Here is a 15,307-nt window from a genome sequence, read left to right as displayed (position 1 = left end):
GAAGGCACCCCGTTTCCCCGATCGGGACCTTGCTAGAACGCAAAAACGGGCCCCCGCTCCGAAGAGCGGGGGCCCAGCTAGGAACGTTCCTAGGTGATCAGGCGGTCGCCTCGGCCAGCAGCTTCTGGATCCGGGAGACGCCCTCGACCAGGTCCTCGTCGCCGAGCGCGTACGACAGACGCAGGTAGCCCGGCGTGCCGAAGGCCTCGCCCGGGACGACCGCGACCTCGGCCTCGTCGAGGATCAGGGCGGCGAGCTCGACGGAGGTCTCGGGGCGCTTGCCGCGGATCTCCTTGCCGAGCAGACCCTTCACCGAGGGGTACGCGTAGAAGGCGCCCTCCGGCGTCGGGCAGTACACGCCCTCGATCTCGTTCAGCATCCGCACGATCGTCTGGCGGCGACGGTCGAAGGCGGTGCGCATCTCCGCGACCGCGTCCAGGTTGCCCGAGACGGCGGCGAGGGCGGCGATCTGCGCGACGTTGCTCACGTTGGACGTGGCGTGCGACTGGAGGTTCGTCGCGGCCTTCACGACGTCCTTCGGGCCCACGATCCACCCGACGCGCCAGCCGGTCATCGCGTACGTCTTCGCGACACCGTTGACCACGATGCACTTGTCGCGCAGCTCGGGGACGATCGCCGGCAGCGACGTGAACTTCGCGTCGCCGTAGACGAGGTGCTCGTAGATCTCGTCGGTCAGGACCCACAGGCCGTGCTCGACGGCCCAGCGCCCGATCGCCTCGGCGTCGGCCTCGGGGTACACGGCGCCGGTCGGGTTGGACGGCGAGACGAAGAGGACGACCTTGGTCTTCTCCGTGCGCGCGGCCTCCAGCTGCTCCACGGAGACCCGGTAGCCGGTGGTCTCGTCGGCCACGACCTCCACCGGGACGCCGCCCGCGAGACGGATCGACTCGGGGTACGTCGTCCAGTACGGCGCCGGGACGATGACCTCGTCGCCCGGGTCGAGGATCGCGGCGAAGGCCTCGTAGATCGCCTGCTTGCCGCCGTTGGTCACGAGGACCTGAGAGGCGTCGACCTCGTAGCCCGAGTCGCGCAGCGTCTTGGCGGCGATCGCGGCCTTCAGCTCGGGCAGACCGCCGGCCGGCGTGTAGCGGTGGAACTTCGGGTTCCTGCAAGCCTCGACGGCCGCCTCGACGATGTAGTCGGGGGTCGGGAAGTCGGGCTCACCGGCGCCGAAGCCGATCACCGGGCGCCCGGCGGCCTTGAGGGCCTTGGCCTTGGCGTCGACGGCGAGGGTGGCGGACTCGGAGATCGCACCGATGCGGGCGGAGACCCGACGCTCGGTGGGAGGGGTAGCAGCGCTCATACGGCCCATCGTCCCAGACCTCGTCAGGGCCAGGCACACAGGTTTCACGGACCGGACAGGAACGGTCATTCCCGGTCGTACGCCCGTCCGAGGGCAGGTCGGCGCGGTTTCTGTTCGACGCGGACCCCCATCACCACGTATGCTCACTGCTCGTTGGCCCGCACCGACCACATCTCACGATGCGGTAGGTTGAGGGACACCAACAAAGGGTCGTAGCTCAATTGGTAGAGCACCGGTCTCCAAAACCGGCGGTTGGGGGTTCAAGTCCCTCCGGCCCTGCTACACACACCGCCAGGTGTTGTGCGCATGTACGTACTTCATTGCACCGCCGTGCGGCTCCATCCCGGGCGCGGCACGGCCGACCCGGAATCAGGTGAGAGATCGTGACGGACGCCGTAGGCTCCATCGACATGCCTGATGCCGACGACGAGGCCTCTGAGTCCAAGAAGAAGGCCCGCAAGGGCGGCAAGCGCGGCAAGAAGGGCCCTCTGGGCCGGCTCGCGCTCTTCTACCGCCAGATCGTGGCGGAACTCCGCAAGGTCGTCTGGCCCACTCGTAGCCAGCTGACGTCGTACACCACTGTGGTGATTATCTTCGTCGTCATCATGATCGGCCTTGTCACCGTGATTGACTATGGCTTCCAGGAAGCAGTCAAGTACGTCTTCGGCTGACTTTTTGTTCCACCCCATCTGTATCGCAGGAAGAAGCAGCCACCGTGTCTGACGCGAACCTGAACGACGCCTTCGAGTCCGAGTCCGTCGAGGACGAGCTGGACATCGTCGAGGCCGCCGACGAGGACCAGGCCGACGCTGCTGACGACGCTGCCGGCGACGCCGCCGAGGACGCCGCTCTCCACGTCGAGGACGAGGACGAGGACGAGGCGGAAGCCGACGAGACCGAGGACTCCGACGAGGAGTCGGACGACGAGGACTCCGAGGACGAAGAGTCCGACGACGAGGAGTCCGTCGAGGTCGAGGACGCCGAGGACGAGACCGAGGAGGAGGCCGAGCCGGCCGCCCCGGTCGACCCGGTCGCCGCGCTTCGCGAGGAGCTCCGCACCCTCCCCGGCGAGTGGTACGTCATCCACACCTACGCCGGCTACGAGAAGCGCGTGAAGGCCAACCTCGAGCAGCGTGCCGTCTCGCTCAACGTCGAGGACTTCATCTACCAGGCCGAGGTCCCCGAGGAAGAGATCGTCCAGATCAAGGGCGGCGAGCGGAAGAACGTCAAGCAGAACAAGCTTCCCGGCTACGTTCTCGTCCGCATGGACCTGACGAACGAGTCCTGGGGCGTCGTCCGCAACACCCCCGGCGTCACCGGCTTCGTGGGCAACGCCTACGACCCGTACCCGCTGACCCTGGACGAGATCGTCAAGATGCTCGCCCCGGAGGCCGAGGAGAAGGCCGCCCGCGAGGCCGCAGAGGCCGAGGGCAAGCCCGCTCCCGCCCGCAAGCTGGAGGTCCAGGTTCTGGACTTCGAGGTCGGCGACTCGGTCACGGTCACGGACGGTCCCTTCGCGACCCTCCAGGCCACGATCAACGAGATCAACCCGGACTCGAAGAAGGTCAAGGGCCTCGTCGAGATCTTCGGTCGCGAGACCCCGGTCGAGCTCAGCTTCGACCAGATCCAGAAGAACTGATCTCACCGTCTTCCGACCAGGTCAGAGTGGCTCTCGCAGCCGCTCTGACCTGCTCGGTTTTTAGCCGCACGTCCATACCCGTTATCGTTGTGCGGTATGCCTGCATCCGGATGACCGGAAGGCGGGCTGAACACTCTCACTAGGACCCGGAGAGAGCAATGCCTCCCAAGAAGAAGAAGGTCACGGGGCTTATCAAGCTCCAGATCAACGCCGGTGCGGCGAACCCGGCCCCGCCGGTCGGCCCCGCGCTCGGTCAGCACGGCGTCAACATCATGGAGTTCTGCAAGGCCTACAACGCCGCGACCGAGTCGCAGCGTGGCATGGTCGTGCCGGTGGAGATCACGGTCTACGAGGACCGCACCTTCACCTTCATCACCAAGACTCCGCCGGCCGCGAAGCTGATCCTCAAGGCCGCTGGTGTGGACAAGGGCTCCGGCGAGCCCCACAAGACCAAGGTCGCGAAGCTCACGGCCGCTCAGGTCCGCGAGATCGCCACGGTCAAGCTGCCCGACCTGAACGCCAATGACCTGGACGCCGCGTCCAAGATCATCGCCGGTACCGCCCGTTCCATGGGCATCACCGTCGAGGGCTGATCAACCCCCTTGTGACCTAGTGGTAGGGCCCGCGCCGGCCCGCACCACGACTCCATACCTGAACCAACAGGAGAAGAAGTGAAGCGCAGCAAGGCTCTCCGCGCCGCGGACGCCAAGATCGACCGGGAGCGGAACTACGCCCCCCTCGAGGCCGTCCGTCTGGCGAAGGACACCGCCGCCACGAAGTTCGACGGCACCGTCGAGGTCGCCTTCCGCCTGGGTGTCGACCCGCGCAAGGCCGACCAGATGGTCCGCGGCACCGTGAACCTCCCGCACGGCACCGGCAAGACCGCCCGGGTCCTGGTCTTCGCGACCGGTGACCGTGCCGAGGCCGCGATTGCCGCCGGCGCCGACATCGTCGGCTCCGACGAGCTCATCGACGAGATCTCCAAGGGCAACCGCCTGAACGAGTTCGACGCCGTTGTGGCCACCCCGGACCTCATGGGCAAGGTCGGCCGCCTCGGCCGCGTCCTCGGCCCGCGTGGTCTCATGCCGAACCCCAAGGTCGGCACCGTCACCCCCGATGTCGCGAAGGCTGTCAACGACATCAAGGGCGGCAAGATCGAGTTCCGCGTCGACAAGCACTCGAACCTGCACTTCATCATCGGCAAGGTCTCCTTCGACGAGACGAAGCTGGTCGAGAACTACGCTGCGGCCCTGGACGAGATCCTTCGTCTGAAGCCGTCCGCCGCCAAGGGCCGCTACATCAAGAAGGCGACCCTGACGACGACGATGGGCCCCGGCATCCCGCTGGACTCCAACCGCACCCGTAACCTCCTCGTCGAGGAGGACCCGGCCGCGGTCTGAACCTCACCGGTTCACTGAGTGGTCGACAGGCCCTCGCCTCTCCTCGGAGAGGCGAGGGCCTGTTCTTTGTTACGGTTCAAGGAATCGCAAAGGCTTAACAAGGGGTGGGGAACGCTCATGAACATGTCCGCATGGAAGCGCGCGGGCGTCGCCCTGACGGCCACGGCCGTCGTGGTGGGTGTCGCGGGGTGTCAGGACGGCGACCCGAAGGCGGCCGACGCGCCCGCGAAGCCGCAGACGCAGAGCCTCGAAGACGTCACGAAGGTCATCCAGGCCGCGTACACGAAGACCTCCGAGGCCAAGGCCGCGAAGATCCGGATGACGATCGAGATGACCGGCACCGGCCTGGACTCCGGCACGACCACCATGACCGGTGTGCAGGGCTGGGACCCGGCCGCGATGGACGTGACGATGTCCGGGGGCATGTTCGCCGGCGCGGGCGCCGCCGGAATGCCCGAGAAGATCCGCATGATCATGCGTGACGACGTCATGTACATGGACATGGGCGCCGAGCAGGCCGCCGAGATGGACGGCAAGCGCTGGATGAAGATGGACTTCGCCGGGATGGCGAAGGAATCCGACGCCGTCCTGGGGAAGACGATGTCGCAGGGCCTGGGCGGTATGAACCAGGACCCGGCCCAGCAGCTCGCGCTCCTCCTGGAGGCCCCGGGCATCAAGCACATCGGCCCGGAGAAGGTCGAGGGCGTCGACGCCCAGCACTACAAGGGCTCGATCGCCTTCGAGGACATGCTGAACGCCAACAAGAGCCTCGACAGCCTGCCGAAGGCGGACCGCGACAAGCTCGTGGCGACCATGGAGGAGTCGGGGATCAAGGGCTACGACACCGAGCTCTGGGTCAACGGTGACGGCTACCCGGTCAAGATGGTCGTCGGCATGAAGATGCCCGAGGGCGCGATGAACATGACCGCCTTCTACTCCGACTACGGCACGAAGGCGACCGTCGAGGCCCCGCCGGCCAAGGACACCGTCGACTTCATGGAGATGCTCAAGGGCATCGGCGAGGGGGCCGGCGAGGGGGCCGGCGAGGGCCTCGGCCAGGGCTGATTTGCCCGAACCGCACCCCGTCACGTACGCTTCCACAGAAGCCAAAGACCGCTGGTCGTCGCTGCTCCCACTCGGGTGCGGTGGCCGAAGGATTCGCTGAGATGCGAACGACCCGCGCAGGTGACTGTGGATGAGTTCCCGGATCTTCGTGATGCGGTCGAGCAAAGCCCCGTGCGCCTGCGCCGGGGCGTTTTGTTTTGTTCAGCCCCTTCCGCGCGGTCCCATCACCCGGAAGGAGGCCGACGCTCATGGCAAGGCCCGACAAGGCTGCCGCGGTAGCCGAGCTCAAGGACAAGTTCCAGAGCTCGAACGCCGTCGTGCTGACCGAGTACCGGGGTCTCACCGTCGCGCAGCTCAAGACGCTGCGTCGTTCGCTCGGTGAGAACGCCCAGTACGCCGTGGTGAAGAACACGCTGACCAAGATTGCGGCCAACGAGGCCGGGATCACCTCGCTCGACGACCAGTTCACCGGTCCGACGGGCGCCGCCTTCATCACCGGTGACCCGGTGGAGTCGGCGAAGGGTCTTCGTGACTTCGCCAAGGAGAACCCGAACCTCATCATCAAGGGCGGTGTCCTTGACGGTAAGGCGCTGACCGCCGATGAGATCAAGAAGCTTGCGGACCTCGAGTCCCGCGAGGTTCTGCTCAGCAAGCTGGCCGGCGCGTTCAAGGGCAAGCAGTCTCAGGCTGCCTCGCTCTTCCAGGCGCTGCCGTCGAAGTTCGTCCGCACCGCGGAGGCGCTTCGCGTCAAGCTCGCCGAGCAGGGCGGTGCCGAGTAATTCGGCTCGCGCATTGATCCGCGCCGCCTAGCGCGCGGGTCGCAGCGGGCCGTTACGCCCGCCTCTTCATACATCCGGCACCTGCCGAATTAGTGGAAGGATCGCCCATCATGGCGAAGCTCTCTCAGGACGACCTCCTCGCCCAGTTCGAGGAGATGACCCTCATCGAGCTCTCCGAGTTCGTTAAGGCCTTCGAGGACAAGTTCGACGTCACCGCCGCTGCGGCCGTCGCCGTTGCCGGCCCGGGCGCCCCGGTTGCCACCGAGGCCGCCGAGGAGCAGGACGAGTTCGACGTCATCCTCGAGGGTGCCGGCGACAAGAAGATCCAGGTCATCAAGGTCGTGCGCGAGCTCACCTCCCTGGGCCTCAAGGAGGCCAAGGACCTCGTCGACGGCACCCCGAAGGCCGTCCTCGAGAAGGTCGCGAAGGACGTTGCCGAGAAGGCCGCCGAGTCCCTCAAGGCCGCCGGCGCCTCCGTCACGGTCAAGTAAGACCGTTTCGAGTCGCTGTAGCTGACTCCAGCCCCCGTGTAACGCGGGAGCACCGAAAGGCGATCACCCTTGTGGGTGGTCGCCTTTCGGCGTTCCCCGGGAAGGGCGTGGCGGGGGCCCCGAGGGCCGTCGGTGGCGGAGTATGGTGATCTTCGCCGTGCGCCCCGCAGACCGGGGGGCCTTGACGAACCGCACGCAGCGCGCAATTCTCAGGACGCGTCGTCACAACGATCCGTATCCGAGGCATGGATCGACGACTGAACGGGCAGTATCGAGGTGCGCCGCACGGCGCGAGGTACCGCGGAGTTGAGAGCAACGAGGGTCGCGAATTATTCGCCCTGGACATCAGTGAGCCAAGTGGCTACACTGACCCTTTGCGCTGCCTGTTAGCTGCCCCCTGCCCGTCACCAGGGGCATACCTTCGCATCCGCTTCGTGGACCGACCCCGTCTGAACTGGCCTTTTGGTCATCTCAGGAAAAGTCTGCCGCAAAGCATTGCTGGGGACCGGTACGCGCGTAGTGAGTCCGAGCCCTCGGAAGGACCCCCTCTTGGCCGCCTCGCGCAACGCCTCGACCAATACGAACAACGGCGCAAGCACCGCCCCGCTGCGCATCTCCTTTGCAAAGATCAAGGAGCCCCTCGAGGTTCCGAACCTCCTCGCGCTGCAGACCGAGAGCTTTGACTGGCTGCTCGGTAATGCCGCCTGGAAGGCTCGCGTCGAGGCTGCCCTTGAGTCGGGACAGGACGTCCCCACGAAGTCCGGCCTGGAAGAGATCTTCGAGGAGATCTCGCCGATCGAGGACTTCTCCGGGTCGATGTCGCTGACCTTCCGCGACCACCGCTTCGAGCCGCCGAAGAACTCGATCGACGAGTGCAAGGACCGTGACTTCACGTACGGTGCCCCGCTCTTCGTCACCGCCGAGTTCACCAACAACGAGACCGGCGAGATCAAGTCTCAGACGGTCTTCATGGGCGACTTCCCGCTCATGACCAACAAGGGCACCTTCGTCATCAACGGCACCGAGCGTGTCGTGGTGTCGCAGCTGGTCCGATCGCCGGGTGTCTACTTCGACTCCTCGATCGACAAGACGTCCGACAAGGACATCTTCTCCGCCAAGATCATCCCGTCCCGGGGTGCCTGGCTGGAGATGGAGATCGACAAGCGCGACCTGGTCGGTGTCCGCATCGACCGCAAGCGCAAGCAGTCGGTCACCGTTCTGCTGAAGGCTCTCGGCTGGACCACCGAGCAGATCCTGCAGGAGTTCGGCGAGTACGAGTCCATGCGCGCCACCCTGGAGAAGGACCACACCCAGGGCCAGGACGACGCGCTGCTCGACATCTACCGCAAGCTGCGTCCGGGCGAGCCGCCGACCCGTGAGGCTGCTCAGACGCTGCTCGAGAACCTCTACTTCAACCCGAAGCGCTACGACCTCGCGAAGGTCGGCCGCTACAAGGTGAACAAGAAGCTCGGCGCCGACGAGCCGCTGGACGCCGGCGTGCTCACCACCGACGACGTCATCGCCACGATCAAGTACCTGGTCAAGCTCCACGCGGGCGAGACCGAGACGATCGGCGAGAACGGCAACGAGATCGTCGTCGAGACCGACGACATCGACCACTTCGGCAACCGTCGTCTGCGTAACGTCGGCGAGCTCATCCAGAACCAGGTCCGCACGGGTCTGGCTCGTATGGAGCGCGTCGTGCGTGAGCGCATGACGACCCAGGACGTCGAGGCGATCACGCCGCAGACCCTGATCAACATTCGCCCGGTCGTGGCGTCGATCAAGGAATTCTTCGGCACCTCGCAGCTGTCGCAGTTCATGGACCAGAACAACCCGCTGTCGGGTCTGACGCACAAGCGTCGTCTCTCGGCGCTGGGCCCTGGTGGTCTGTCCCGTGAGCGGGCCGGCTTCGAGGTCCGAGACGTGCACCCGTCCCACTACGGACGCATGTGCCCGATCGAGACCCCGGAAGGCCCGAACATCGGTCTGATCGGTTCGCTCGCCTCGTACGGCCGCGTCAACGCGTTCGGCTTCATCGAGACGCCGTACCGCAAGGTCATCGACGGTCAGGTCACGGACGAGGTCGACTACGTCACCGCCGACGAGGAGGACCGCTTCGTCATCGCGCAGGCCAACGCCGCGCTCAACGACGACATGCGGCTCACCGAGAACCGCGTCCTGGTGCGTAAGCGTGGCGGCGAGGTCGACTACGTCCTGCCGTCCGAGGTCGACTACATGGACGTCTCGCCGCGCCAGATGGTGTCGGTCGCGACCGCCATGATCCCGTTCCTCGAGCACGACGACGCCAACCGTGCCCTCATGGGCGCGAACATGATGCGTCAGGCGGTGCCGCTGATCAAGTCGGAGGCCCCGCTCGTCGGCACCGGCATGGAGTACCGCTGTGCCACCGACGCCGGCGACGTGCTCAAGGCCGAGAAGGACGGTGTCGTCCAGGAGCTGTCGGCCGACTACGTCACGGTCGCCAACGACGACGGCACGTACATCACGTACCGCCTGCACAAGTTCTCGCGCTCGAACCAGGGCACCTCGGTCAACCAGAAGGTCGTCGTCGACGAGGGCGACCGCGTCATCGAGGGCCAGGTCCTCGCCGACGGTCCCGCCACCGAAGACGGCGAGATGGCGCTCGGCAAGAACCTGCTCGTGGCGTTCATGCCGTGGGAGGGTCACAACTACGAGGACGCGATCATCCTGTCGCAGCGCCTCGTGCAGGACGACGTCCTCTCCTCGATCCACATCGAGGAGCACGAGGTCGACGCCCGTGACACCAAGCTCGGCCCGGAGGAGATCACCCGGGACATCCCGAACGTCTCCGAGGAGGTCCTCGCCGACCTCGACGAGCGCGGCATCATCCGTATCGGTGCCGAGGTCGTCGCCGGCGACATCCTCGTCGGCAAGGTCACGCCCAAGGGCGAGACCGAGCTGACGCCGGAGGAGCGCCTGCTCCGCGCGATCTTCGGTGAGAAGGCCCGTGAGGTCCGTGACACCTCGCTGAAGGTGCCGCACGGCGAGATCGGCAAGATCATCGGCGTCCGCGTCTTCGACCGCGAGGAGGGCGACGAGCTTCCCCCGGGCGTGAACCAGCTGGTCCGCGTCTACGTCGCCCAGAAGCGCAAGATCACCGACGGTGACAAGCTCGCCGGCCGTCACGGCAACAAGGGTGTCATCTCCAAGATCCTTCCGATCGAGGACATGCCCTTCCTTGAGGACGGCACGCCGGTCGACATCATCCTCAACCCGCTGGGTGTCCCGTCCCGAATGAACCCGGGACAGGTCCTGGAGATCCACCTCGGCTGGCTCGCCAGCCGCGGCTGGGACGTCTCCGGCCTCGCGGACGAGTGGGCGCAGCGCCTCCAGGCGATCGGCGCCGACCAGGTCGCCCCGGGCACCAACGTCGCCACCCCCGTCTTCGACGGTGCGCGTGAGGACGAGCTCGCGGGTCTGCTGAACCACACCATCCCGAACCGCGACGGCGAGCGCATGGTGCTCCCGACCGGTAAGGCGAGGCTGTTCGACGGCCGCTCCGGCGAGCCGTTCCCGGAGCCGATCTCGGTCGGCTACATGTACATCCTCAAGCTGCACCACCTGGTCGACGACAAGCTCCACGCGCGTTCGACCGGCCCGTACTCGATGATCACCCAGCAGCCGCTGGGTGGTAAGGCCCAGTTCGGTGGCCAGCGCTTCGGTGAGATGGAGGTGTGGGCGCTTGAGGCTTATGGCGCCGCGTACGCCCTCCAGGAGCTGCTGACGATCAAGTCCGACGACGTGACCGGCCGCGTGAAGGTCTACGAGGCCATCGTCAAGGGCGAGAACATCCCTGAGCCCGGCATCCCCGAGTCCTTCAAGGTGCTCATCAAGGAGATGCAGTCCCTGTGCCTCAACGTGGAGGTGCTCTCTTCGGACGGCATGTCCATCGAGATGCGCGACACCGACGAGGACGTCTTCCGCGCAGCGGAGGAGCTCGGTATCGACCTGTCCCGGCGCGAGCCGAGCAGCGTCGAAGAGGTCTGACGGGAGTCCGGACCGGGGGTTCAGCAATGAACCCCCGGCCGGCCCCAGGACCCCCGTTCCAGACCCCAAGACTTACAACCCTGAGAGGGATTGACGCATAGTGCTCGACGTCAACTTCTTCGACGAGCTCCGGATCGGTCTGGCTACCGCTGACGACATCCGTCAGTGGAGCCACGGCGAGGTCAAGAAGCCGGAGACCATCAACTACCGCACGCTCAAGCCCGAGAAGGACGGACTCTTCTGCGAGAAGATCTTCGGTCCGACCCGGGACTGGGAGTGCTACTGCGGCAAGTACAAGCGTGTCCGCTTCAAGGGCATCATCTGTGAGCGGTGTGGCGTCGAGGTCACCCGCGCCAAGGTGCGTCGTGAGCGGATGGGCCACATCGAGCTCGCCGCTCCCGTCACCCACATCTGGTACTTCAAGGGCGTCCCGTCGCGCCTCGGATACCTGCTCGACCTCGCCCCGAAGGACCTCGAGAAGGTCATCTACTTCGCGGCGTACATGATCACGTTCGTCGACGACGAGCGTCGTACGCGTGACCTGCCCTCCCTCGAGGCGCACGTCTCCGTCGAGCGTCAGCAGATCGAGAACCGTCGCGACTCCGACCTGGAGGCCCGCGCCAAGAAGCTCGAGAACGACCTCGCCGAGCTCGAGGCCGAGGGTGCGAAGGCCGACGTGCGCCGCAAGGTGCGCGAGGGTGCCGAGCGCGAGATGAAGCAGCTGCGCGACCGTGCGCAGCGCGAGATCGACCGTCTGGACGAGGTCTGGTCGCGCTTCAAGAACCTCAAGGTCCAGGACCTGGAGGGCGACGAGCTCCTCTACCGCGAGCTGCGTGACCGCTTCGGCACGTACTTCGACGGTTCGATGGGTGCCGCTGCTCTGCAGAAGCGCCTCGAGTCGTTCGACCTCGAGGAGGAGGCCGAGCGCCTCCGCGAGATCATCCGTACCGGCAAGGGCCAGAAGAAGACCCGTGCGCTCAAGCGCCTCAAGGTCGTCTCCGCGTTCCTGCAGACCGCGAACAGCCCCAAGGGCATGGTTCTCGACTGCGTGCCGGTGATCCCGCCGGACCTGCGTCCGATGGTGCAGCTGGATGGTGGCCGCTTCGCGACCTCCGACCTGAACGACCTGTACCGCCGTGTGATCAACCGCAACAACCGTCTGAAGCGACTCCTTGACCTCGGCGCGCCCGAGATCATCGTGAACAACGAGAAGCGCATGCTTCAGGAGGCCGTGGACGCCCTCTTCGACAACGGTCGTCGTGGTCGTCCGGTGACCGGTCCCGGTAACCGTCCCCTGAAGTCCCTCAGCGACATGCTGAAGGGCAAGCAGGGTCGTTTCCGTCAGAACCTGCTCGGCAAGCGTGTGGACTACTCCGCGCGTTCCGTCATCGTCGTCGGTCCGCAGCTGAAGCTGCACCAGTGCGGTCTGCCGAAGGCCATGGCGCTGGAGCTCTTCAAGCCGTTCGTGATGAAGCGCCTGGTCGACCTGAACCACGCGCAGAACATCAAGAGCGCCAAGCGGATGGTCGAGCGCGGCCGCACGGTCGTGTACGACGTCCTCGAAGAGGTCATCGCCGAGCACCCGGTTCTGCTGAACCGTGCGCCCACGCTGCACCGCCTCGGCATCCAGGCCTTCGAGCCCCAGCTGGTCGAGGGCAAGGCCATCCAGATCCACCCGCTCGTCTGCACCGCGTTCAACGCGGACTTCGACGGTGACCAGATGGCCGTGCACCTGCCGCTCTCCGCGGAGGCGCAGGCCGAGGCCCGCATCCTGATGCTGTCCTCGAACAACATCCTGAAGCCGGCCGACGGCCGCCCGGTCACGATGCCGACCCAGGACATGGTCCTCGGTCTGTTCTTCCTGACCACCGACGGCGAGCTCCGTGACACCAAGGGCGAGGGCCGCGCGTTCGGCTCCACGGCCGAGGCGATCATGGCGTTCGACGCCGGCGAGCTGGCGCTGCAGTCCGAGATCGACATCCGCTTCCCCGTCGGCACCGTCGCTCCCCGCGGCTGGGTTCCCCCGGTCACGGAGGACGGCGAGGACAGTGTCGCCGCCGGCGAGTGGCAGCAGGGTGACTCGTTCCGTCTGCGGACGACCCTGGGTCGCGCGCTCTTCAACGAGCTGCTGCCCGAGGACTACCCGTTCGTCGACTACTCCGTCGGCAAGAAGCAGCTCTCCGAGATCGTCAACGACCTCGCCGAGCGCTACCCCAAGGTCATCGTGGCGGCGACGCTCGACAACCTGAAGGCGGCGGGCTTCTACTGGGCGACCCGTTCCGGTGTCACCGTGGCCATCTCCGACGTCGTCGTTCCCGAGGCGAAGAAGGAGATCGTCAAGGGCTACGAGGCGCAGGACGAGAAGGTCCAGAAGCAGTACGAGCGCGGCCTGATCACCAAGGAAGAGCGCACGCAGGAGCTCATCGCGATCTGGACCAAGGCGACCAACGAGGTTGCCGAGGCGATGAACGCGAACTTCCCCAAGACGAACCCCATCTTCATGATGGTTGACTCGGGTGCCCGAGGAAACATGATGCAGATGCGTCAGATCGCCGGTATGCGTGGTCTGGTGTCGAACGCCAAGAACGAGACGATCCCGCGTCCCATCAAGGCGTCGTTCCGTGAGGGCCTCACCGTCCTCGAGTACTTCATCTCGACGCACGGTGCCCGTAAGGGTCTCGCCGACACCGCCCTGCGTACCGCCGACTCGGGTTACCTGACCCGTCGTCTGGTGGACGTCTCGCAGGACGTCATCATCCGCGAGGAGGACTGTGGCACCGAGCGCGGTCTGAAGCTGCGGATCGCGGCCAAGGACGAGACCGGTGTCCTGCGGAAGACGGACGACGTCGAGACCTCCGTGTACGCGCGGATGCTCGCCGAGGACGTCGTCGTCGACGGCAAGGTCATCGCGCCGGCCAACGTCGACCTGGGTGACGTGCTCATCGACGCCCTCGTCAACGCGGGCGTCGAGGAGGTCAAGACCCGTTCGGTCCTGACCTGTGAGTCCGCCGTCGGTACGTGTGCGTTCTGCTACGGCCGTTCGCTCGCCACCGGCAAGCTGGTCGACATCGGTGAAGCGGTCGGCATCATCGCCGCCCAGTCCATCGGTGAGCCCGGTACCCAGCTGACGATGCGTACCTTCCACACCGGTGGTGTGGCCGGTGACGACATCACCCAGGGTCTGCCCCGTGTCGTCGAGCTCTTCGAGGCTCGTCAGCCCAAGGGTGTCGCCCCGATCTCGGAGGCGGCCGGCCGCATCCGTATCGAGGAGACCGAGAAGACCAAGAAGATCGTCGTCACCCCGGACGACGGCACCGACGAGACGGCGTTCCCGATCTCGAAGCGTGCCCGTCTGCTCGTGGGCGAGGGCGACCACGTCGAGGTGGGCCAGAAGCTCACCGTGGGTGCCACCAACCCGCACGACGTGCTGCGCATCCTCGGTCAGCGTGCGGTCCAGGTCCACCTGGTCGCCGAGGTCCAGAAGGTCTACAACTCGCAGGGCGTGTCGATCCACGACAAGCACATCGAGATCATCATCCGGCAGATGCTGCGCCGCGTGACGATCATCGAGTCCGGCGACGCGGAGCTGCTGCCGGGCGAGCTCGTCGAGCGCTCGAAGTTCGAGACCGAGAACCGTCGTGTGGTCACCGAGGGCGGTCACCCCGCCTCCGGCCGTCCGCAGCTGATGGGTATCACCAAGGCCTCGCTCGCCACCGAGTCGTGGCTGTCGGCGGCGTCCTTCCAGGAGACCACCCGGGTTCTGACCGACGCGGCGATCAACGCCAAGTCGGACTCCCTGGTCGGCCTCAAGGAGAACGTCATCATCGGTAAGCTCATCCCGGCCGGTACGGGCCTCGCCCGCTACCGCAACATCCGGGTGGAGCCGACCGAAGAGGCCAAGGCCGCGATGTACTCGGCCGTCGGCTACGACGACATCGACTACTCGCCGTTCGGCTCGGGCTCCGGCCAGGCCGTTCCGCTGGAGGACTACGACTACGGTCCGTACAACCAGTAAGTAGTGCGAACCGAAGGGCGGTCACCCCGATTGCGGGGTGGCCGCCCTTCGGCGTTCTTTCAGTGGGGCTTCTTCGTCACCTGGCGGCCAGTTCCCAGACCGCGACGAGCACGCCGGCGCTCGCGGTGAGCGCGGCGATGCTGGCCAGCGGCCAGCGGGCACGCTCCAGGGCGTCGAGCCGGGCCTCGTGGTCGGCCAGCTGTTTGTCGGTCTGGTCGCTGCGCTGGACGAGCAGGGCGAGCGAGCCGTCGACGCGGGCGAAGCCGGCCTCCAGGGTGCCGCGGAGGCGTTCCAGTTCGAGGGCGACGGCGACGGGGTCGTTCGGATCAGACTCGGTCATCGGCACCTCCCGGGGAGCTGCGCAGCCAGGACGGCAGCAGGGTCTGCACCGTGTCGAGGGCCATCACCCGGGCCAGTCCGCCGGCGACGGCCAGCGCCCCGGCGACCCAGGGGAGGGTCGCGGGGACGCCGGACGCGTCGACGATCGCGGGGAGCACGACGGCGATGCCGACGGCGGACTGGAGGACGGTGCGGGCCGTGCGCTTGGCGGCATCGGACATCG

12 protein-coding genes and 1 tRNA gene are annotated in these 15,307 nt (G+C 66.4%); 10 read left to right on the top strand and 3 right to left on the bottom strand.

Annotated elements, in window-relative coordinates; translation table 11 throughout:
• Nucleotides 1-97: 97 nt before the first annotated feature.
• Nucleotides 98-1,324, bottom strand: a complete 1,227-nt coding sequence (locus OG357_RS15725; protein WP_329621736.1) for a pyridoxal phosphate-dependent aminotransferase — start codon at nucleotides 1,322-1,324, stop codon at nucleotides 98-100.
• A 206-nt stretch (nucleotides 1,325-1,530) separates the two neighbouring features.
• On the opposite strand from OG357_RS15725, the gene OG357_RS15720 reads away from it, so the two are divergent.
• The 10 genes from OG357_RS15720 (at nucleotide 1,531) to OG357_RS15675 (ending at nucleotide 14,745) form a co-directional block, all read left to right on the top strand.
• Nucleotides 1,531-1,603 (top strand) — tRNA-Trp (locus tag OG357_RS15720).
• Nucleotides 1,604-1,707: 104 nt separating this feature from the next.
• Nucleotides 1,708-1,995 carry a preprotein translocase subunit SecE gene (gene secE / locus OG357_RS15715; protein ID WP_024755368.1) on the top strand — a complete coding sequence of 96 codons (288 nt, stop codon included), beginning with the start codon at nucleotides 1,708-1,710 and terminating at the stop codon, nucleotides 1,993-1,995.
• A gap of 44 nt (nucleotides 1,996-2,039) precedes the next feature.
• Nucleotides 2,040-2,963, top strand: coding sequence for a transcription termination/antitermination protein NusG (gene nusG, locus OG357_RS15710; protein WP_329621735.1), 924 nt, complete (start codon nucleotides 2,040-2,042; stop codon nucleotides 2,961-2,963).
• A 158-nt stretch (nucleotides 2,964-3,121) separates the two neighbouring features.
• On the top strand, nucleotides 3,122-3,556 hold the full coding sequence (gene rplK / locus OG357_RS15705; RefSeq protein ID WP_015035536.1) for a 50S ribosomal protein L11: 435 nt from the start codon (nucleotides 3,122-3,124) through the stop codon (nucleotides 3,554-3,556).
• A gap of 78 nt (nucleotides 3,557-3,634) precedes the next feature.
• On the top strand, nucleotides 3,635-4,363 hold the full coding sequence (gene rplA, locus OG357_RS15700) for a 50S ribosomal protein L1 (protein ID WP_024755370.1): 729 nt from the start codon (nucleotides 3,635-3,637) through the stop codon (nucleotides 4,361-4,363).
• A gap of 117 nt (nucleotides 4,364-4,480) precedes the next feature.
• The gene (locus OG357_RS15695; RefSeq protein ID WP_329621734.1) at nucleotides 4,481-5,428 is read left to right on the top strand and encodes a hypothetical protein; all 948 of its coding nucleotides are present in this window, start codon (nucleotides 4,481-4,483) and stop codon (nucleotides 5,426-5,428) included.
• Nucleotides 5,429-5,676: 248 nt separating this feature from the next.
• Nucleotides 5,677-6,207: a 50S ribosomal protein L10 gene (gene rplJ, locus OG357_RS15690; protein WP_329621733.1), complete on the top strand. Its 531-nt coding sequence runs from the start codon at nucleotides 5,677-5,679 to the stop codon at nucleotides 6,205-6,207.
• Nucleotides 6,208-6,317: 110 nt separating this feature from the next.
• Nucleotides 6,318-6,698, top strand: a complete 381-nt coding sequence (gene rplL / locus OG357_RS15685) for a 50S ribosomal protein L7/L12 (protein ID WP_329621732.1) — start codon at nucleotides 6,318-6,320, stop codon at nucleotides 6,696-6,698.
• A gap of 549 nt (nucleotides 6,699-7,247) precedes the next feature.
• Nucleotides 7,248-10,730 (top strand): DNA-directed RNA polymerase subunit beta, encoded by a 3,483-nt coding sequence (gene rpoB / locus OG357_RS15680; RefSeq protein ID WP_329621731.1) that lies wholly within the window; start codon nucleotides 7,248-7,250, stop codon nucleotides 10,728-10,730.
• A gap of 100 nt (nucleotides 10,731-10,830) precedes the next feature.
• Complete coding sequence (locus tag OG357_RS15675) at nucleotides 10,831-14,745, top strand: DNA-directed RNA polymerase subunit beta' (protein WP_329621730.1); 3,915 nt, start codon at nucleotides 10,831-10,833, stop codon at nucleotides 14,743-14,745.
• A 76-nt stretch (nucleotides 14,746-14,821) separates the two neighbouring features.
• Here the strand turns inward: OG357_RS15675 and OG357_RS15670 are convergent, their stop codons facing one another.
• Nucleotides 14,822-15,085: a hypothetical protein gene (locus tag OG357_RS15670; protein WP_056651295.1), complete on the bottom strand. Its 264-nt coding sequence runs from the start codon at nucleotides 15,083-15,085 to the stop codon at nucleotides 14,822-14,824.
• Nucleotides 15,072-15,305 (bottom strand): hypothetical protein, encoded by a 234-nt coding sequence (locus OG357_RS15665; protein WP_329621729.1) that lies wholly within the window; start codon nucleotides 15,303-15,305, stop codon nucleotides 15,072-15,074. Before OG357_RS15665 ends, OG357_RS15670 begins: the two co-directional genes overlap by 14 nt.
• Nucleotides 15,306-15,307 lie beyond the last annotated feature (2 nt).

Origin of the sequence: Streptomyces sp. NBC_01255, assembly GCF_036226445.1 — a bacterium.
In the GTDB taxonomy this organism is placed as follows: Bacteria; Actinomycetota; Actinomycetes; order Streptomycetales; family Streptomycetaceae; genus Streptomyces.
Note: the sequence above shows the minus strand (reverse complement) of the source record. Positions and strands in the feature narration are given on the sequence as shown.